21 protein-coding genes, 1 other RNA gene, 1 pseudogene and 1 riboswitch are annotated in these 20210 nt (G+C 36.1%); of the genes and pseudogenes, 9 read left to right on the top strand and 14 right to left on the bottom strand.

From position 1 onward, the window contains the following. Window positions 1-47 precede the first annotated feature (47 nt). Window positions 48-587 carry a DUF8052 family protein gene (locus ACFFIS_RS07280; protein ID WP_320378536.1) on the top strand — a complete coding sequence of 180 codons (540 nt, stop codon included), beginning with the start codon at window positions 48-50 and terminating at the stop codon, window positions 585-587. Beyond that, a complete protein-coding gene (locus ACFFIS_RS07275; protein ID WP_390186795.1) occupies window positions 584-2212 on the top strand; it encodes a carbon starvation CstA family protein in 1629 nt (542 codons plus the stop codon). The genes ACFFIS_RS07280 and ACFFIS_RS07275 overlap by 4 nt, the downstream gene beginning before the upstream one ends. 65 nt (window positions 2213-2277) lie before the next feature. On the opposite strand, the gene ACFFIS_RS07270 is transcribed toward ACFFIS_RS07275, so the two are convergent. The 4 genes and pseudogenes from ACFFIS_RS07270 to ACFFIS_RS07255 form a co-directional block, all read right to left on the bottom strand. After that, complete coding sequence (locus tag ACFFIS_RS07270) at window positions 2278-2829, bottom strand: HD domain-containing protein (RefSeq protein WP_320378535.1); 552 nt, start codon at window positions 2827-2829, stop codon at window positions 2278-2280. Between the two features lie 214 nt (window positions 2830-3043). Next, window positions 3044-3226 carry a hypothetical protein gene (locus tag ACFFIS_RS07265; protein WP_390186793.1) on the bottom strand — a complete coding sequence of 61 codons (183 nt, stop codon included), beginning with the start codon at window positions 3224-3226 and terminating at the stop codon, window positions 3044-3046. Between the two features lie 47 nt (window positions 3227-3273). Next, entirely contained in the window at window positions 3274-3516 is a 243-nt protein-coding gene (locus tag ACFFIS_RS07260; protein WP_320378533.1) for a hypothetical protein, read from the bottom strand. 36 nt (window positions 3517-3552) lie between these two features. Continuing rightward, window positions 3553-4407, bottom strand: a pseudogene (locus ACFFIS_RS07255) (protein rep). A 410-nt stretch (window positions 4408-4817) separates the two neighbouring features. Between ACFFIS_RS07255 and ACFFIS_RS07250 the strand changes: the two are divergent. Further along, window positions 4818-5576 (top strand): SDR family oxidoreductase, encoded by a 759-nt coding sequence (locus tag ACFFIS_RS07250; protein WP_390186791.1) that lies wholly within the window; start codon window positions 4818-4820, stop codon window positions 5574-5576. Between the two features lie 168 nt (window positions 5577-5744). Here ACFFIS_RS07250 and ACFFIS_RS07245 read toward each other — a convergent pair whose 3' ends face one another. Together ACFFIS_RS07245 and ACFFIS_RS07240 are read right to left on the bottom strand one after the other, a co-directional pair. Next, window positions 5745-5969 (bottom strand): sulfurtransferase TusA family protein, encoded by a 225-nt coding sequence (locus ACFFIS_RS07245; RefSeq protein WP_390186790.1) that lies wholly within the window; start codon window positions 5967-5969, stop codon window positions 5745-5747. Window positions 5970-5983: 14 nt separating this feature from the next. Then, a complete protein-coding gene (locus tag ACFFIS_RS07240) occupies window positions 5984-7042 on the bottom strand; it encodes a YeeE/YedE thiosulfate transporter family protein (RefSeq protein ID WP_320379754.1) in 1059 nt (352 codons plus the stop codon). Between the two features lie 232 nt (window positions 7043-7274). Next, window positions 7275-7319: riboswitch (PreQ1 riboswitch) on the top strand. A gap of 8 nt (window positions 7320-7327) precedes the next feature. Here ACFFIS_RS07240 and ACFFIS_RS07235 point away from each other — a divergent pair. Continuing rightward, the gene (locus ACFFIS_RS07235; RefSeq protein WP_320378531.1) at window positions 7328-7813 is read left to right on the top strand and encodes a QueT transporter family protein; all 486 of its coding nucleotides are present in this window, start codon (window positions 7328-7330) and stop codon (window positions 7811-7813) included. Between the two features lie 141 nt (window positions 7814-7954). On the opposite strand, the gene ACFFIS_RS07230 is transcribed toward ACFFIS_RS07235, so the two are convergent. Next, window positions 7955-9376 (bottom strand): MDR family MFS transporter, encoded by a 1422-nt coding sequence (locus ACFFIS_RS07230; protein WP_390186788.1) that lies wholly within the window; start codon window positions 9374-9376, stop codon window positions 7955-7957. Between the two features lie 266 nt (window positions 9377-9642). Here ACFFIS_RS07230 and ACFFIS_RS07225 point away from each other — a divergent pair, with 266 nt between their 5' ends. After that, on the top strand, window positions 9643-9948 hold the full coding sequence (locus ACFFIS_RS07225) for a hypothetical protein (RefSeq protein WP_320378530.1): 306 nt from the start codon (window positions 9643-9645) through the stop codon (window positions 9946-9948). A gap of 83 nt (window positions 9949-10031) precedes the next feature. On the opposite strand, the gene ssrS is transcribed toward ACFFIS_RS07225, so the two are convergent. The 3 genes from ssrS to sspL all read right to left on the bottom strand — a co-directional run bounded on the left by ssrS (window position 10032) and on the right by sspL (window position 10845). After that, a non-coding RNA gene (gene ssrS / locus ACFFIS_RS07220) (6S RNA) lies at window positions 10032-10217 on the bottom strand. Between the two features lie 218 nt (window positions 10218-10435). After that, window positions 10436-10672 (bottom strand): sporulation protein, encoded by a 237-nt coding sequence (locus ACFFIS_RS07215; protein WP_320378529.1) that lies wholly within the window; start codon window positions 10670-10672, stop codon window positions 10436-10438. Between the two features lie 32 nt (window positions 10673-10704). Further along, window positions 10705-10845, bottom strand: coding sequence for a small, acid-soluble spore protein L (sspL, locus tag ACFFIS_RS07210; protein ID WP_320378528.1), 141 nt, complete (start codon window positions 10843-10845; stop codon window positions 10705-10707). Between the two features lie 137 nt (window positions 10846-10982). Between sspL and ACFFIS_RS07205 the strand changes: the two genes are divergently transcribed. Next, window positions 10983-12224, top strand: a complete 1242-nt coding sequence (locus ACFFIS_RS07205) for a TraB/GumN family protein (protein WP_390186787.1) — start codon at window positions 10983-10985, stop codon at window positions 12222-12224. Between the two features lie 63 nt (window positions 12225-12287). After that, window positions 12288-12959 carry a Type 1 glutamine amidotransferase-like domain-containing protein gene (locus ACFFIS_RS07200; RefSeq protein ID WP_320378526.1) on the top strand — a complete coding sequence of 224 codons (672 nt, stop codon included), beginning with the start codon at window positions 12288-12290 and terminating at the stop codon, window positions 12957-12959. A 116-nt stretch (window positions 12960-13075) separates the two neighbouring features. Here the strand turns inward: ACFFIS_RS07200 and ACFFIS_RS07195 are convergent, their stop codons facing one another. After that, window positions 13076-14665 (bottom strand): fatty acyl-CoA synthetase, encoded by a 1590-nt coding sequence (locus ACFFIS_RS07195; RefSeq protein WP_390186785.1) that lies wholly within the window; start codon window positions 14663-14665, stop codon window positions 13076-13078. A 181-nt stretch (window positions 14666-14846) separates the two neighbouring features. On the opposite strand from ACFFIS_RS07195, the gene ACFFIS_RS07190 reads away from it, so the two are divergent. Beyond that, complete coding sequence (locus ACFFIS_RS07190; RefSeq protein WP_390186783.1) at window positions 14847-15668, top strand: aldo/keto reductase; 822 nt, start codon at window positions 14847-14849, stop codon at window positions 15666-15668. Between the two features lie 121 nt (window positions 15669-15789). Next, a complete protein-coding gene (locus tag ACFFIS_RS07185; RefSeq protein ID WP_320378525.1) occupies window positions 15790-16347 on the top strand; it encodes a spore coat protein in 558 nt (185 codons plus the stop codon). A gap of 119 nt (window positions 16348-16466) precedes the next feature. Here the strand turns inward: ACFFIS_RS07185 and ACFFIS_RS07180 are convergent, their stop codons facing one another. The 3 genes from ACFFIS_RS07180 to ACFFIS_RS07170 form a co-directional block, all read right to left on the bottom strand. Continuing rightward, complete coding sequence (locus ACFFIS_RS07180) at window positions 16467-17003, bottom strand: RDD family protein (RefSeq protein ID WP_390186781.1); 537 nt, start codon at window positions 17001-17003, stop codon at window positions 16467-16469. A gap of 12 nt (window positions 17004-17015) precedes the next feature. After that, the gene (gene sppA / locus ACFFIS_RS07175) at window positions 17016-18017 is read right to left on the bottom strand and encodes a signal peptide peptidase SppA (protein WP_390186780.1); all 1002 of its coding nucleotides are present in this window, start codon (window positions 18015-18017) and stop codon (window positions 17016-17018) included. A gap of 634 nt (window positions 18018-18651) precedes the next feature. Then, window positions 18652-20097 carry a sodium/proline symporter gene (locus tag ACFFIS_RS07170; RefSeq protein WP_320378521.1) on the bottom strand — a complete coding sequence of 482 codons (1446 nt, stop codon included), beginning with the start codon at window positions 20095-20097 and terminating at the stop codon, window positions 18652-18654. Window positions 20098-20210 lie beyond the last annotated feature (113 nt).

Here is a 20210-nt window from a genome sequence, read left to right as displayed (position 1 = left end):
AATTCGAAACGAAATATATAAGAGGTTGTCGATGGAGGAGATATGATATGAAAGACAAAGAGATAGAGATTAAAAATTTTGTTCATGCCCTTGCCAATATATATACTTTACAGTTTGACGTTTTCCGTGATGTGAAATTAGATGGTATGCCACTTGCCTTTCTCGCACATTACCATCGCAGAGATGAGCGATATATGATTACTAAAAAAATAAAAGTATATGGTGTAGAAAACCGACAAGTTATTTTCGCTACTACTACAAAAGATAAAATTACTGAAGCTTATATTCAAAACTTTCGTGAAAAGATAGAAAAACATATGCACCACTACACTATCGAACATCAAGAACATATGTCTACCATTGTCATCGGTATGATTATTACAAATGCTGAGATTGACCCTAAAGTTGTCAAGGAGGTGAACCGTTTTCGAAAGATAAAGTTTTTAAAGTTTGGATTACATGGTTGGGCAGAATTTTATTTAGCTATCATTCAACCTCATGATAAAAACATCATTGTGCATTCCAAAGGTAGACCCTTTGTTTCAAGTATTGAAAAATTCTTTTTGGAGAGGAATGTTTTACAATGACTTTAGTAACATTATTACTTGTAGTTGGTGTCGTCTTTATCATTGCTTATTTTACGTATGGTAAATTTTTGGAGAAAAAGTTAGATGTAGACCCAAATCGCAAAACACCCGCTATTGAAATGGCTGATGGTGTCGACTATGTGGCCGCTAGGAAACCAGTTTTGCTCGGGCATCATTTTGCAACCATTGCTGGTGGAGGACCAATTGTTGGCCCTGTATCTGCTGCCGTATTTGGGTGGATTCCAGCTGTCATCTGGATTGTGCTTGGTAGTATTTTTGTTGGTGGTGTTCATGACTACACTTCTTTACAAGCATCAATTCGGCATAAGGCACAATCTATTGGAACAATTATTAAAGAGTATATTGGGAATCGCGGGCAAACATTATTTTTATCCTTTTCGATTGCCACGCTTATACTGATTGTTGGTGTTTTTGTTATTTTAGTTCGTGATACATTTGTTAGCGTACCAGAGGCCGCCACCTCCTCGATGTTATTTATTGGATTAGCCATTTTATTCGGTATACTCGTCAACCAAGTTAGGATGAATTTTGTCGTTGCTAGTATTTTTGGTGTTATTGCGATGTTTGCTTGTGTGTGGGTTGGAAATCTATTCCCGCTTGAATTAAGTGGAACAACATGGGTTGTCATTTTATTAGGATATTCGTATGTCGCATCCGTTTTGCCTGTTTGGATTTTATTACAACCACGCGACTATCTAAACTCATTCTTACTTTATGGAATGATGATTGGGGCAACAATTGGTATTCTCTTCGCAAACCCGGTTATTAAAATGGCTGGATATACTGGATTTCATAACAATACATTAGGTTATCTATTCCCAATCTTATTCATCACAATTGCTTGTGGAGCAGTTTCCGGCTTCCATTCACTTGTTTCATCTGGTACAACTGCAAAGCAATTGGATAATGAAAAAAACGGAAAATTTATTACGTACGGTGGGATGCTCATTGAAGGATTTCTAGCCGTTATCGCTATTGGCTCTGTTGCTTATTTGTCACAAGCAGATTTTGCTGCTCGACTAGCTGAACTAGGCGGACCTATTCCAACATTTTCGGCGGGTATCGGTTTCTTAATGAGTTCATTTGGAATTCCTGAAGCAGTTGGTACAACATTCGTTGCGCTCGTAGCTTCAGCCTTTTTAATGACAACACTAGATTCTGCAACCCGGCTAGGGAAGTATGGCGTCCAAGAATTTGCAGAAGGAAGATCAAAGTTTTTCTCTAACCAACATATTTCTACCATCGTCATTGTAATTGGTGCTGGTGCACTTGCTGTTTCTGGAACATGGAATAAAGTGTGGCCACTATTTGGATCAGCAAACCAAATGCTAGGTGCACTCGCTCTATTAGCCGTTAGTATTTGGCTAGTGAGAAAAGGTGTGAAAGCATGGTTTACCATTATACCGATGATCTTTATGTTCATTATTACACTAGCAGCATTAGGTGTATTAATATATGAAAATATCTTTACAGGAGAACAACCGAATTACTTCCTTGCAGGTTCATCCTTTGTCTTGCTCGTCCTATGTGTATTTTTAATTATTGAAGCGTGGAATTCTTTTACAAATACAAAAGATAAGGACACAACGGTAAAAGCTTCTTAAAGTTAAATGGAAATTTGAATCAAGACGGCTTTATCCCATATCGCAAGGTCGGATAAAGCCTTATTCTACTGATTTTCTTTTCTAAAAACCCGTAAAACCGTCTGTTCAAAAGTTGTAAAAAATGATGGAATATCATCTCTATTTAATCCAACAGACATGTTTTTAATCATTGATTCATTATACCATTTTTGATCTTCGTAACCTGCGTTAAAATACCCCCACACTTTTGGACCCAATTCATGCAAATCTTTTTCAAACTCCATGATATTATCAAGACGATCTGCAACAATTAAATATTTCACTTCTTTATCTGCATCTCGCAATATATTAATTGTATGCTGTTTACGTTCTTTCCATGTTTTCGACTTATCTTCCGTATGTGATGCAACAAACTCTGCTATTTTCGTACCAAATAGTTCTTCAATATTTTCTATCTCATACTGTGTATCCTCTACCACGTCATGTAAATATCCAGCACTAATTAACTCATCCGAACAACCGGCCTCCTCTAAAATTTCTCCGACTCGAATTGGATGCGTGATGTATGGTGTTTTCGTTATCTTTCTATACTGACCTTGATGAGCCTTTTCTGCAAATGCCTTTGCCTTTTCTTTCATCTTTTCACCTCTTTCATCAAATGATGGTAACCTATACTACATTTTGGGCACTAAATGGGAGACTCAGCAAAAGGGGATTTGCGCTCGTGGCTCGTTTAAAAAAGACACGAGAATGATCTCGTATCTTTTGCACTCTTATTCAACAATCGCGCCCTATTCTTGAACAACCTAATTTAAGTTTATTTGTGCTTTATTATCCCATTAATACTAATTATTAATGTCCAAGGTTACCATCATCTTCGTTAAGTGGTTCTACTATTTCTCCATTTTTATCCGTTACAATGCTTTCGGTTTTGTCGGTTTCTTTATTAGCCTCAGTAGGAGACGAATAATATGTAAAAACACCAAAAGTAATGATTGCTACTGTTATTAGCATGATTGTACCTCTTTTTTTCATACAGTAGTCACCTCCCTAAATATAAATTTATCACTATCCAATCAAACTCATTTACGTAATATTGCACCTATCCCAAACAAAACTAACACCTTGAAACCAGAAGTAGTTACCTCTCTCAAAAAACTATCCCAATTCCATTTAAACATTTGATTCATGTTTATATCAGAGTTTTCACTCAGAAGAGCAATATACCTATATGCAATATCACCAATCGCATATATTAAATATATAAAAGCAAAAATTGTAAAGATGTTCGCTATATTTATTAATCTCTTATTTTTATTTTCCATTATCTATCCCCCCCTTTATCTGGCCCGTTTGCTGAACTACTCTTTAATAAAATAATTTTTCCGTTCCCAATTCCACATTGCAATAATTGAAAATCCATCTTCATCTGCTTTTTCTTCATCATCTGTATGAATCAAATCGCCATCTTCGGAATCATCAAGATTTAATTTCTTATGTATTTCTTTCAACAACCCACCATAAGATATTAATCGTTTTCGATGTAAACCTTCTTCTAAATCAGATAATCGTTTCAAATTCTATTCTTCATCATTTGTTGTGAAATCAATATCCTTCACGGGATATTTTGCTGTTTCATCAATTGCCGATTGTATATCTGATTTTCGTTTGTTTTTCGGTCGAATCATTTGAACTTTTACATTTGGATCATAGTTTAACTTCATAGCTCTTTTCCAAAATTGAATCCATTGCTTTTGATTAACGTAGTTTTCAGCATTATAAAAATATGTACTTTCAACACAGACTAGGACATGCATATGCTGATTATATGAATTATCAATATCATTAACCGTAACTTCCGTTGCACGCATGAAACCAACTAGGTTTTTATTGATTTTTTTATACTGCATCATTCGGCGAAAACCTTGAGCCATATCTGATAAACTCTTATTAAATTCTTCACCATCATAAACGTTTTTAACTGTTAGTGTAAGAAACAACCAACGAACTGTTGGCTTTTGTCTAATGACTTCAGCAACAACCTTTTGTGACTGAATACCATGCTTCATTGCTCTCCTCAAGTTGCACATTGGGCAAAGCCTAGATTTACAAAACCACACTTTATATAGTTTTCTTTCGCCTGTTTCACGATTTTGTTTATACTCCAATACTTCAGCACAATCTTTTACTCGTTCAGCTTTTTTAAATTCAAGAATATGTAAGAGTTCAAAATAATCGACATTAGCGATTTTCTATTCTCTCCAAGGTCTTACTTTTCCACTTTTTGTTTTGTCTATGAGTACACTTGATTTTTCATCTGAATAAATGCTATTATTATGGCACATGATATATAAAAAGCTCCCGTCTATTTTTGAGTTTTGGTGTGGTAACTATTACTCTATCAGACGGTTTTTTTATATGCAAGGATTTTTGTAGATTGATAGACTCCTGAAAACCTTATATATCAATGCTTAGACAGACATTCAAAACACCAAAATACAGCTGGCTGACGTGGGATAAATCATTTCTCATTCTAAACTATTTGTGAAATGTTTCACATTTACCTTGTGTTTTATTATTTGTAGTATATCATAATAAGTGAATACACTAAATGGAGGGATGTCTCATGAAATTAGCTGGAAAAGTTGCCGTTGTTACTGGTGCTGGATCGGGAATGGGTGAAGCAATCGCAATCTTGTATGCTAAGGAAGGTGCAAAAGTAATCGTTGCGGACACAAATGAACAAACTGCACAACAAGTGACCGATAAAATTAAACAAGCTGGTGGTGAAGCCACCGCGGTCGTTGCAAATGTCATGCAAGAAGAAGATGTACAAAACATGATAAATGCCGCTGTAGAGAAGTATGGTACATTAGATATTTTAGTGAATAATGCAGGTATTATGGATAATTTTGTTCCAGCTGGTGATGTAACAGACGAACTATGGGAACGTGTAATTGGTGTCAATACAACTAGTGTTATGCGTGCAACGAGAAAAGCCCTTGCAATCTTTTTAGAAAAAAATAGTGGGGTCATTATTAATAATGCATCAGTTGGTGGCTTGTATGGATCAAGAGCTGGCGCTGCTTACACAGCATCCAAACATGCAGTTATCGGATTTACTAAAAACGTTGGTTTCCAATATGCTAATGAAGGCATTCGCTGCAATGCAATTGCTCCTGGTGGTGTAGAAACAAATATCGGTACAACAATGAATGAACCTAATAAATTTGGCATGGAAAAGGCTATGTCAGGTGCGGCGTTTAATCCGCGAAATGGCAAGCCAGAGGAAATTGCAACAATTGCTTTATTTTTAGCAAGTGATGACGCTAGTTTTGTAAATGGCCAAGTAATTGCCGCTGATAGTGGTTGGACAGCATATTAAACAAGATAAATGAGTAAAAAAAATGCAATAGTTACCCCACCCATGAGAGAATACAACATAAAAAAGCACGTGAAGGAAAGTTGATTACTTTCAATCTTCACATTGAAAGTAAAACCAAACAACCCTCACGTGCTTCATGATTTTATTTTGCGTTTACACATAAATAAGCTATCCTTTTTTTATTGTAATGCTCCAAGCAGCTAAATCCATTTGTTCGAAATTCGTTACCTCATGCCCCTCTTCCGCTGCCCAACGCGGTATACTTTCCGTCGCTTGTGTACAATCAAAGTGAATCGTCAGTAATTCTCCACTCTGCATATTAGCAATGGTTTCCTTTGCCTTTACTAATGGAAATGGACAAATTTGTCCCATGACTTGTAATGTTTGACTCATTTCTTTTCCTCCCCCTATACGATTACTGTTGTATCATCAGGAACAGCTTGCGTATTTCCTTTCGGTCGCATAAAAACAAAATATGACGCAGTCCACGTACCTAAAATAATAAATAATAAGGCTATCCATCCTTGCCATGTCATCATCGCAGTTGCCACTAGTCCATTACCAATGGAACAACCTCCAGCTAAACTTGCTCCAAATCCCATTATATTTCCACCGACAAAACTTGTAATACCAGTTTTGGCATCGGGCATTCTGAATCGAAACTCATGACTCGCTTTGGCGGCGAGAAACGATCCAAGTAAAATACCTAAGACGAGAAACACACCCCAATTTAAATAAGACAAATCATTGATAACCAAAAATTGTAAAATATTTGCCGAAGGTGTCGTGATTCCTAAACCTGCCATTCTTCCTGTTGCAACACTTAATGGCCAAGCTATAATAGCAATGATGCCAACTAATATCGCCGTAAAGAAAGGATGCCAACGCTTTTCAAATAAAACGTATCCAATGCCAGTTCGCTTACGTTTTAATGTAGGAATGAAGAGTTTCGGCTTTCTTAACTCCTTTTGAACAAAAAACAACACGATTACTACAAGAAGACTGATCCATACCCAAACAGAAATCCCTGTAGAATCCGCAATTGAATTTGTTGTAGTCGTCACACCTTTTAATGAATCATTCATTGGTGCTAAAATCCCTGTCCGCATTACGGCACTCATAAACATATAGCCAATTAACGCGATCCAACTACCTAATAAACCTTCTCCAGCCCGATACCAAGTCCCTGTGGCACATCCACCAGCAAAAACAATACCTATTCCAAACAAAAATGAACCAATCATCGTCGCTAACCATGGAAAACTTCCAGTAGCATATGTGATCACATCAAAATGAATCAGAAGATAAACCCCTACACTTTGTACCGCAATGGCAATTAATAACGCGTAAAACATCCGATTATCTTTTGCGATATACATGTCTCGAAAACCACCGGTTAAACAGAAACGTCCTCTCTGCATTACAAAGCCTAATAGTGCACCACATAAAAGGCCGGTTAACATCATTTGCACCAATTTATATCCCCCTTTAAATAACATACTAAACTGATATGTTTTATATATATTAATGAAGGATATATAATGTTCATAAAATATGAATCTAAAAGAACTTGCTGAAGCTTAATGTTACCTATACAGGTAATACATAACAAATTTCATACAAGATACTAACTTTCTTCTAATTTCTATCGGGAAATCTGCTATAATTAAAACTTGAACTCAAAAAAGAATGGAGTTCTATATCGTGGTTCGCAACCATCCCACGTAAAAAAACTAAGGAGTGAATAAATAGTGAAAGTAAAAACACTAGTAACAAATGGATTGATTGCCGCATTATACATTGCCCTTTCATTATCCATACAGCCAATTGCATTTTCTAGCATTCAATTTCGGCTCCCTGAGGTTTTTAATCACCTCGTAGTATTTAATAAAAAGTATTTTTTCGGTATTGTGTTAGGTGTATTCATTACAAATTTATTTTCCCCATTAGGTTTATACGATCTTTTCTTTGGGGTAGCACATTCAGCACTATCACTTGGAATCATCATTTTTCTTGCACGATATATTAAAAACACATGGTTGTTACTAATCGTAAACACGCTTGTCTTTACATTTAACATGTACATTGTTGCCTTTGAATTGAAGCTTGCATTGCAATTACCTTTTCTTTTAAGCTGGTTTACAACAGCAATTGGAGAAATTGCTGTTATGGGTATCGGAATCCCAATCATGTATGCATTAAATAAGAAGTTAAACTTTCACCATTTGATTAGGTAGAACGTGGTGGAAGGTTAATCAAATAATATAAAGATTCAATCAGTAGTTGTTTTCATATTCTTAAAAAGAGATAAAGGCATAGAAACCTCAAAAAAACCGTGCATCTACCTACTGAGGGGTAGGGAGCATGGTTTTTCTTGATTATTCTCCAATCTTAACACGTTCTTTATCACTTCGTTTAATATAAAATGACAAAACAAGTGCAACAATTGTAATTGCCGTCGCAAAATAAAATGCCATGTTCACACCATGTATCATATCCTCATTGGTTGCATGCGTTCCGGCTTTTGTCGCAGTACTTGTCATTACCGTAATTAACATCGCAGTCCCTATAGAGGCAGCAACTTGACGCATGGTGTTCCCCATAGCTGTCCCATGCGGAATTAACCGATTAGGTAGTTCATTTAATCCCGCTGTCGTTGCTGGCATGTTTATCATCGAAATACCTAACATTCGCACCGCAAATACAATTGTAATAAAGGCAAAAGATGTAGTTGCCGACAAATTCGTATATAGCAAGGATGTTACAGTTAACATGATAAGCCCAATAATTACGAGCCAACGGGCACCTACTTTATCAAAAATCCTTCCCGTTATCGGTGACATCAATCCCATTAAAAGTGCTCCGGGAAGTAATGCTAACCCGGAATCTAACGCACCATACCCGGCCATATTTTGCATATAAATTGGTAAAATTGTTTCAGATGCAATGAGACCGATAAATGTGATCATACTGATAATCGTCGTAATCGTAAAAATGCGATTTTTAAATACACGAAACTCCAAAATGGGCTGTTTTAATTTAAACTGTCGTAAAATAAAAGTGGTAAGTGCAATCGTCCCTATGCATATCGATAGTAGTACATATACATTTGTCCATCCACTGTTTCCCGCACTACTGAATCCATATAATATTCCCCCAAAGCCTATTGTGGATAAAATGATAGATAAAATATCCACCTTAGGAAAAGTCCGCTTTGTCACATTTTTCATCACAAAGTATGCGATGATGATATCGATAATTGCCAAAGGAAGAACTACCCAGAATAATGTGCGCCACGGATAATGCTCCACAATCCAGCCTGCCAACGTCGGGCCAATTGCAGGTGCAAAACCAATTACTAATCCTACAGTCCCCATCGCTGCACCACGTTTTTCTATTGGAAAAATGAGCAGAAAGACTGTCATCATGAGTGGCATCATAATTCCTGCTCCAGCAGCTTGTACGACTCTACCAAACATCAACATGGGAAAATCCAATGAAAGGGCACAAATGAGCGTTCCAACAGCAAATAATGTCATCGCAGATAAAAATAACCTTCTCGTTGTAAACGTTTCAATTAAAAATGCGGTAATCGGAATCATAATGCCATTTACAAGCATAAAAATTGTCATAACCCACTGTGCTGTATTTTCTGTAAGTTGTAATTCTTGCATAATATGCGGTATAGCCGTAATAAGTAATGTCTGATTTAAAATTGCCAAAAATGCGCCAGGCAGTAAAACAGCAACGATTGGAAATCGCTTTAATTTGCTGTAATCAATATTTGCATCTTGTTTCATTTATCCACATCCTAATCCTATCAATTGCTGTTTCATTCATTAAAAAAATTATAGGAGAAGGAAGATTCATAGTCAATGATTACCTTTTCCTTCTAGGAAATATGAAACATGGCTTACTTATTTTCTTCATACCCGTACAATTATTTTTCGTTGTTTTGTTATCATCAAATATCATTTTTAATTAAAAATGTGTATGCATATTGTTCTAATTATGATACTGTTGATGGAAATCACCCATCTGTTATACTGCTATTAGGGGGTAGAGCATGCGAAAAGGAATGATAAGTTTAGCTATATTTGCAATTGTTATCTTTTCAACAATTGGCTACTATTCTCTTCAAGCCTATCAAGAGAAGAATAACTTATTGACGGATACATTAGAATACCTAGAAGAGAATGGTTATGACCGTACAACAGATGTTGAGGAAATTACGATTGTACAAAGTAATGAGGCAATGGGGGAACATGCGGCGATGGTTCGATTGAAAGAAGAACCACATACAAAGTATTTTTATGCTTATAAAAAAGATTCAAAAGAAATTTATCAAGTAAATAAAATTACTGACGACTAATATGTATTTTCCAAGAAAAAATAGACTTTAGAAACAAGAAATGACCAGCAATCATAAAGATGCTGGTCGTTTAATTTTAAATAGGAATAGCCACAACTGCCGTATTTGATAGAAATAGTTTTAAACCACCACTTTCACCAAGTGGGTGTCCGCAGAAGTTTTCTTGCTTTCCGCTACACTGACGGCTTAGCAATACAACTTCAATGTAAAACTCCCTATTCTATATATAGAGGTTAAAACATATTTAAATACGTACAACGTAGCTTATGACTATATGTTACTACGCACCCATTCATAAATCAATGTAAAATGTACCCATTTTTTAAAATGATTCATTTCTCCTATGATGAAAGTACGTATTTTGCAACTGCAAAGCTTGTTCTGGCAGGTTTCTACATATTTTGACATATCATGTTGGACTGACCACATATCCTTTTTCGTCCATTCTTACATTTTCTTACCTTTATCTAATCTTTGGAATCATTGCTTAAAGCAGGATCTCATAAATACCGTTCAACTGGACAAGCCTTGTCGCATCATTTGCTTGCGTTGCATAGTCCATTTCATGTTCTAATAATTGGTTTAGATACGTTAATTCTGGATCGGTTAAATTTTCACAAAATGCTAATTCATCTGTGTAACGGTTACTTTTTAATTTTTGATATAACTGCATTGCTATTTGATCGTCCGTATGGTTCCCCAATGATTCTCTTAAATACAGCAATGTCTTTTCGATGATGTTTCACTCATTTCCTATTAAATTTTCGTATTCTTCTTTTTTGCACGTTGTTCTAATTGAGATTTTGGTTCATGCATGGCATCATCTTCTGATTTACCTTGAGGATTAACACTTGACTTTGGGCGTGTTTGACTCCAATTATTACGCTTTTCACTCATGAAAAACACCTCCAGTATTCAGTATTTGAAAGTTCAAAGAGAATATACAAAGATTATCTTTAATAATATTCTGATATACAGGTATTTCATTTGTGCTATAGTTATGATAATTACCACTTTTTTGGGGGAGCGATAAAATGAAACGGATTATATTACTTTATGGCATCATTATTCTTTTTGGACTTATGTTAATATCCTGTCAGGCAGAATCGGACACTAATGATATCACCTTCACTGATGAGCATTTAGAAAAAGCAGTTCGTAAAGCTATTGACCAACATGATGGTGTAATAAAACAAAGCGATATTGAGAAGATCACAGAACTAGATGCTGAAAATCTTAGCATCCAATCTTTGGACGGAATTGAAACTTTACAATCTCTAAAAACTTTAAATATTAAAGGCAATAAAATAACAGACTTTAGTCTTTTAAAAGAACTTAAAAACATAAAGACAATTAATGTAATTGGAAATCCGTTGGACGATACGAAACAACTTGCTACATTAAGTAAACTTTCTAATCAGGGCATCCGCGTAATAAGAATGGAAGAAGCGGAAGGTCCCGGAGGCTTTTTATGGAAAGTAACCAATGGTAAAACGACTGTCTATTTGCAAGGAACGATGCATGCAGGTGTTCAAGATATGTACCCGTTGCATGAGAAAATTGAAGAAGCCTATGCAGAAGCTGATGTTGTTGTTCCAGAAGTAGATATTACAAATTTAGATTTTAATGAAATGCAGGAGCTTATGTTTTTGTTAGGTACATATGAAGATGGAACGACGATAAAAGATCACCTACCTAAAGATGTATATGACCAACTGCTTACCGTTTTAGAAGAACTTGAACTAACTCCTGATTTGATAGCACAATATAAACCATGGTTTATTGCGTCCACTATTGAATCTATGCTTGTTCAGAAGTATCGTTTTGAACATGGTGTTGACGAATACTTTTTAAATCGAGCAGCGGAAGATGGTAAAAAGATTGTTGCACTTGAAACAGCAGAACAACAATTTCGGATATTTGCAGATCGCTCAGATGCATTTCAAATCGACTACTTAACTTCCTCGCTAGAAAGTATAAACGGTTATGAAGATAGTATGCGTGAACTGATGTCTCTATATATGAATGGAGATGTCAATCATTTACTCCAGCATTTAACAGAAGACTTAAATCCAAAGTCTGAAGAAGAGAAAATATTTATGGAAGAAATAAACAATAAACGTAATTTTGGCATGGCCGATAAAGTGATGGAGTTTTTAGAGAAGGGTGATCATAAAACCTATTTTGTCATCGTTGGAACGTTGCACTTAATTGAAAAACCTCACATCATTTCAATTTTGCAAGAAAAAGGTTATAACGTAACACATGTACACTAATGATTAAAGAATGAAAAATAGCGGTACAGAAGCTCTTTTTTGCTTTAAAAGGAGATGAATTTAATGAATCGACATATATTTTTATTTGGCGGCGGACCACCGTTCACCCCAAAGATGGCAAGACTGTTTAAAAATTTTACAAATAATGGGCCTATCGCGATACTCTATGTGGATAGAGTAGGAGTGGAACAATATATTCCGATTTATCAACAAGGTTTAGCATACGATGATGGTGTTACACCATTTTCTTTACTTCCCTTGCCTAACACTCCGCTTGAGAAAATAGCGGAGTGTCTAAATCAAAGTGGTGGAATCATCATTGGTGGTGGTGATACTAGCGAATATGCTGCATACATTGTAGACACTCCAATAGCAGATTTAATTAAAGCCCGTTATAAACAGGGCGTTCCAATCGCTGGATTTTCAGCCGGTGCGCTTATTTCTTTATCACATTGCATCATGTCACCAAATGACAATCCAAACCAAACATTTCAAGTGAGAAATGGATTAGGATTACTTTCAGACATATTAATTGCTGTCCATTTCTCACAATGGCAAGAGGAGGATCATTTAAAAAATATCGCACAAGCCTTTCCAAACTACCATCATTATGGTATGGATGAGGCTACTTGTATCTATTTCAAAAACGAACAATTAACCCAGTTGGAAGGCCAAGGTATTTACCAATTAACGAAAGGAAAGCTACAAAGACTTCGTTCTACTATAAATGATTAAAAAAATCAATTTGAATTCATTACTGGGTTGGGAGTACAAAAGGCTGACACTTTCGTTTCTCCTCAGCCCTTTCCTCATTTTGTATTCTGAGTAAAATGAATATCATTTTCTATTTATTAGTTTTCTTGCATCGCTCCAAATTGTTTACGTAAAGACCGTTTCAATACTTTTCCACTTGGATTTTTTGGCAATGTGTCGATAAAGTATACATATTTTGGAACTTTGAATGCAGAAAGCCGCTCCTTACAAAAGGCTAAGACTTCCTCCTTTGTAATGACTGCAGCTTCTTTACATACAATTACAGCTGTAACCGCCTCAATCCAATATGCATCTGCAATACCAATTACTGCAACCTCAGATACACCGTTGATTTGATATATCACTTCTTCCACTTCACGACTTGAAACATTCACCCCACCTGTATTGATCATATCTTTTTTACGATCGATTACCTTAATATATCCTTCCTCATCCATCATACCTAAATCTCCACTATGAAACCAGCCATGTTGAAAGGCTTCTGCTGTTTTATCAGGATCATGCAAATATCCGACCATCACATGAGGTGTTCGGTGTACGATTTCTCCAATCTCCCCACGGGGTACTTCTTGTCCATTCTCATCTACAATTTTAGTTTGTACATTTAATGTTGGTTTGCCTGCTGAACCTAATTTGCGTAATTGATCTTCAGGTTGCAAAGCTGTTGCAAGTGGCGCGACTTCTGTTTGCCCATAAAAATTCCAAAACCGTGCATGAGGCAATTTTCTGGACAACTCTTTTAAAATCTCAATTGGCATGATTGCTGCCCCATAATAACATTTTTCAAGTGTCGATAGATCGCGTTTGTCGAAATCAGCGTGACGCAATAAAGCAATCCACACTGTTGGAGGACAAAATAGTTGATTCGCTTGATTCTTTTCAATAGCTTCCAATATTATCTCGGGGCTTGCCCCCTCCAAAATAATCCCACTAGCACCAACATATACACTCGGTCCAAGGAAAACATGCAACTGTGCACTATGATAAAAAGGCAGTGCATGAACGAGCACATCATTTTTATCCATTTTTCCATCGACAATACAACTGACGTATTCACTTATAATACTTTTATGGGTTAGCATCACACCTTTTGGTCGTGACTCTGTTCCACTCGTATATAACACTTGGGCTAAATCCTCGTCATCAATAGAAGCCTCCACAAAATTTACAGACTGATTTTGACGTACTTTGGCTAAAGGTAACCAGCGTTTGGCACAATTTTCATCTGACGCCACATCCATTACATAACGAAAAGATATGAAATCGCTATGAATCTTATCTAATACCGTGATAAATTCCTTTGAGGCAATAAGCCCCTTCACTTCCGCATGTTCCAGTATGTACTGGATATCTTCAGTTGTTAACATATAATTAATTGGTATCATAACTGCCCCAATTCTTGCTAATGCGAATGTTACTACTACAAAATCCAAGCTGTTTTTTGACATAACGGTAATCATATCACCTTTTTTTATACCGTCTTGTAAGAATGCACGGGCTGTTTGATTTACACGTTCATCTAACTCTGAAAAAGTCACTTGCTCTTCTTTATACGAAAATGCCAACTTCTTCGGTACCCTTTCCCTTGTTCGTAACAAGATGTCTCCCAACGTATTTCTTCTAGATCGAACTAGTTGCCTTTCAAACATTTCCTCCATTTTTTTCATACACGTTTACACTCCTGCCCAATTTAATTGGTGTATGACACGACTGCGTATTCTACTTTATTTATATTCAGGTAGAGTAAAAATACAACTATATTTATAAGTTTAATAGCAGGCAAAAGCAAATATTCGTGATAGATGTTAAACTGAAATGACGAAGAAGAAAATAGAAAGGTGTGTTCTTATGCAGTATGTTACATTACATAACGGAATAAAAATGCCACAGCTTGGACTAGGTGTCTATAAAATCCCTAATGAAGAAGTAGTAAAAACCGTTCACCATGCTTTGAATGTCGGATACCGCTCTATTGATACCGCACAGTATTATGAAAATGAACAAGGGATCGGTAAAGCTATTAAAGATGAAAACATCCCACGGGAAGAATTATTTATTACCACAAAGGTGTGGAATAGTCATCATGGTTATGCAAAAACAACTCAAGCCTTTGAAGAAAGTATTGAAAAACTCGGACTCGAATATATCGATTTATACCTTGTTCATTGGCCTACACCAATGTATGACCGCTATATAGAAACATATCGGGCATTGGAAAAGTTATATCAAGATGGTCGGGTAAAAGCGATTGGTGTAAGTAATTTCCATATAGAACACTTAGAAAGAATTCTTCACGAATGTGAAATCACACCTGTAGTCAATCAAGTAGAATGTCATCCTTATTTACAACAAAAGAAACTAAAAGATTTTTGTGAAAAACATCAAATATATGTGGAGTCTTGGAGTCCATTAGCCCGAGGAAGAATTTTAGTAGACCCGATTATTCAAAGCATCGCAAAAGCGCATGGAAAAACGCCTGCACAAATTATTCTTCGCTGGCATATCCAAGAAAACGCCATTGCCATACCTAAATCTATCACACCGAGACGAATGGAAGAAAACATTCAAGTATTTGATTTTGAGCTAAGCAGCGAAGATATGCAGCGAATCGCAAAACTTGATCGAAATGAACGCACTGGTCGCGATCCAAACGAGATGAATAGTTTATAATGCTTTGCAAAAATGTCTCTGATCCATGTCAGTGACATTTTTTGCGAAGAAAAACAATAGTACCAAAAACTTCATAAAGGCATATAGTGTAAATGACTATTGCTTAGGGGGAATACAGTAAATGGAATCAACAGAAAGACAACGACCAAATCATTTAGCTTGGCATGAGACATTAGAACTACATGAAATCGTAGCGATGCAATCAACAGCACTTATGAAAATGAAGCTTTTTATGGGCGAGATAAAAGACCGAGCAGTTCGAAATCTTTATCGTGAAGGAATAAATAACACAGAAAAAGAATTACGTGAACTTTTAAAGTTTTATTCTCTCGCACCTAGAGAAGAAGAATTGCTCGATGAAGACTTTCAAGAAGATGATTTTCGTCAAATAGATGCGGGCTTTTATGCTGCAGTTCTTTTATCCCATTCGAAAACAGCTGTTAAAACTTATGCAGCAGCTATTACAGAAACTGCTACACCACGCCTTAGGAAAACCTTTACAACACAATTGCAACGCTGTATTCAGTTTCATGAAAAAGTCTTCAACTACATGTTTGAGCAGGGGCTATATCCTGCATATGATCTAAAGCGCTTACTTGAAGGGGATGTTCAAAGGGCAAATAAAGCATTAAACATGCGCGTGAAGGAACAACGTGATACAACAGATCAAACGGATTAAAACAAACTTTGTGTTGCAAGTATAAGTTGCATGATGAAGACATAAACTTTCTCTTCCACATCAAAAACGAGCGATTCCTTCGTATTATATCCGAAATTTCGCTCGTTTTTGATTACCTATTATTTTTCATGAATGACGATTGTATCTCCAATCATATCATGTATTCCACGTTTACGTTGATCAAATGCAACTACAAGATACAAAATACCTGTCCAAGCTAACACACGATAGAAAAATCTACCAACAACTTCTCTAAATATTAAGTCACTCCATTGCAATGGTTCGAAATCTTTTCGTATCACTTTAAGGCCTAGAATCATTTTTCCAATTGTTTGCCCAAAATATTTTGTCATCACAACAAAATAACCATATAAGATAATGACTCCGAGTATACCGGCAAGTGTCCATGCGCCAAGATTCATTTCCGTACCATTAGTAACAACTTTTAATGGACTTAATAAAATGCCATTTATACTAAAGACGACAATTAAATCAATCGTATATGCCCAAAATCTCATCCAAAACCCCGCATAGCTTTTTGAGTCAATGTGGTCATTGCTACCAATTTCATGCGCCGGTTGATGCTCATGTACAATATGATCGTGTGAGTCTATCTTACTATTTCGTCTTTCCTGACTATCATTATCAACACCCATATTGGCACCTCCTTATCTTGAATATAAATACATTGCCCGAGGTGCATTCGATTCCCTAATCGCATCACGTATTCCAAAAATGTCCCGTTCTGCACCAAATAAATTTTGTGTAGTGATACCAAACAAGCTTCCTAATCCTAAACCAATTCCTTCTTCATACGCTACAACTGTAGCAGTATCTAACTTATAGTCTTCCTTCATCCATTCTATTGTATCGTCAAGTGAACCTAATTCATCTACAAGTTCAACTTCTTTAGCCTGTGAACCTGTATAAACACGCCCATCTCCAATTTCTCTCACTTTACTTTCTGAAATTCCACGTCCATCCGCAATCACTTTTACAAAATCACCATACATCTCATCAATCATCGTTTGCAATATATTCCGTTCTTCAGGAGTCATTTCACGTGAGCTAGACATAATATCTTTGTAAGCACCACTTTTTATCGTATTAAAATCAAAGCCATGCTTTTCAGCAAACTCTGCAAAGTTGATACCTTCCATAATAACACCTATCGAACCCGTCAATGTTGCTGGGTGCGCGATAATCTTTTTTGCTGGTGCCGAAATGTAATAACCACCAGATGCCGCTGTGTTCCCCATTGAAATATATACTGGCTTTTCCTCTTGTATTTCTATCACTTTATCATGTATTTCCGCACTTTCTACCACGCCACCACCTGGCGTATTAACACGGATTATAACACCTTTTACAAACGGATCATCTTTTGCTTCATCTAACATTTTGAGAAACCGATCATGGTTATAACCACTAGCAGTTAAAACACTTGCAGAACCATCATCTTGAATAATGCCATCTAAATGAATTACTGCAATCTTTTTATCAAAATCTCCATCTTCAATTACTTCTTCTACAAAATCAGTATCAAATGCACTCATAAAATTATCAATATTCGCCGTCTTCACTGTCGCAGTTAACTGTGAAATGATTGAAACAATAAATAAGCCTACTGCAATCCCTAACGCTACCCATCTTTTTTTATCCAATTTCATTCTCCTAACTTCTAAAACTAATACTTTCTTCCACCATTCCATTTATGTAAAAATCAACATATTCCCTCAAGATTTTTCTTGTTATAAACGCTTGCTCACATAACATATCGTATTACCTCTATTTTCTTGATTTATCCGATTGATTTCAAATCGACAACTGAATTAATTTATCTTGCAAAACCGTTTGTTAAAACATTTATCGTGCAGAAATCTCCCATCCATTAGCCTTGCCATAAATGAACAGGCTTATATCTATTACGCCATTTCATACCCTCCCGTATTTTTTATTTTATGAACCATTTTCTAACGCAACTGTTTATGATACGTTTTCAGAAAAAGTAGATACCTATATTACGATTAACCTATCAAATAGTTTCATTTTATGAAAGCAAAATGATGATAGAAATAAAAAAGACGCGTACAGACGTCAAAAAGCACAACCACCAATTTTGAGGTCTATGCCATGGAAGCACATTACCTTGAATTGCCTTTGAAAAGAGTGTTTGTGATTTTAGGGTTCCTAACCTATTCATACCTCTCCCAGTAAAAATAGCAGATACAAACTTTCCACAGTTTGTTCTGCTATTTTTAACCGTTATATTTAGTAATACGTTGCATTTTCGTGTTTATCCCTCTACACTTCACTATCTTCCTTACTACGGTCAGGATATAAGTAACTGAAAAGAATCCCAAAAAATGCAGCGATAAAAAACGTTGTAAATCGTGATGTCATGATTTCATCTAGTGGACTACTAATCCATATTACAGTAAAAACAAATCCAGAGATAATAGTCGCGATTAAACCGGCACTAGAGTATCGGCGCCAAAAAAATGTCATTAAAATCGCTGGAGATAAAGTTCCTCCAACGCCTGCCCACGCCCATCCAACAACTAAATATAATAATGAATCTGACGTCAGTGCAATAATCATCCCTGTTAAACCAGCAATTAAAACTGTTAAACGAGAAATGCGTACGAGCTGACGATCTGTTAATTTTAAACCTAACGTTTTATGAATAATATCCTCACTTACCGAACTCGTCACAACCATCAGTTGCGAGTTAGCTGTTGTAATGATAGCTGCCATAATACCAGCTAATAAAACTCCTGCAATCCATGGTGGCATCAAATCAAGAATCATATGTGGTAAGACGGTTTCTACATCTGCGAATGAGCCTTGGCTATAAATGGCAATTGCCGTTATACCGATTAAAAATGCACCTGTGTAAGCTAAAATAGTCCAAACTATACCTACGATAATACCTTGTTTTGTATCCTTATCATTTTTCATAGCCATAAATCGGGCACTTAATTGTGGTTGACCACCTAAATACCCAAAGAACCAAGAGAAGTTATTAAAAAATAATACTCCAATCGCGAATCCAGTTGTTCCACCTAACCAAGAATCAAAGGTTGGTCCCGCTTCTATCAACGATTGACTAATCGATAAGTCATTCGTATAAATATAAACGAGTGCAACTATCGGCAACACACATAATGTAACTAACATCATCACACTTTGAATCATATCCGTCCATACAACAGATAAAAAACCTCCAAAATAGGCAGTTGCTAAAATAACAACAGTAGCAATTATAATTCCAACTACTTCATTCATACCAAATGTCGTTACAAATAGCTTTCCAGCACCTGCAAGCTGCGCTCCTACGTAAAAGACAAAGAAACTTGCAATTAAAACAGTTGCTAACCAACGAATGATATTGGCCTTTTCACCGAACCGGACAGCTAAATAATCTGGCAATGTTAGCACTTCATGCTTATCAGCTTCCGCCCGAAACTTTTTTGCTAAAAATAGCCATGCAAAAATAATACCAGATGCGATTCCTACCGCAACCCAAATCCCTGAGAGTCCTGAAGCAAATACGAAACCTGTAAAACCTAATAAAAGCCAAGCCGACTCTCCCGTTGCCCGTTCTGAAAATGCAAGCGTCCATCCAGGTATCTTTTTACCACCAAGAATAAATACGGAATGGCTCATTTTTGTCCGACTCATCATATAACCAACACTTATAATCACAATAAAATATAAGAAAAACTCCACTAAAATAATTGTTTTCAACTAGCTCACCCCCCATTTGGAAAACGCTTTCAAAATATGCCTTGATAATATTTCGCCATCTCCCACTCTTTTTAATAAATATATGCATTATTCCGATAATTTAGTACGCATTT

This window comes from Paracerasibacillus soli, from assembly GCF_042432965.1.
Lineage (GTDB): Bacteria > Bacillota > Bacilli > Bacillales > Amphibacillaceae > Paracerasibacillus > Paracerasibacillus soli.
This window is presented reverse-complemented; position numbering and strand designations above follow the sequence as displayed.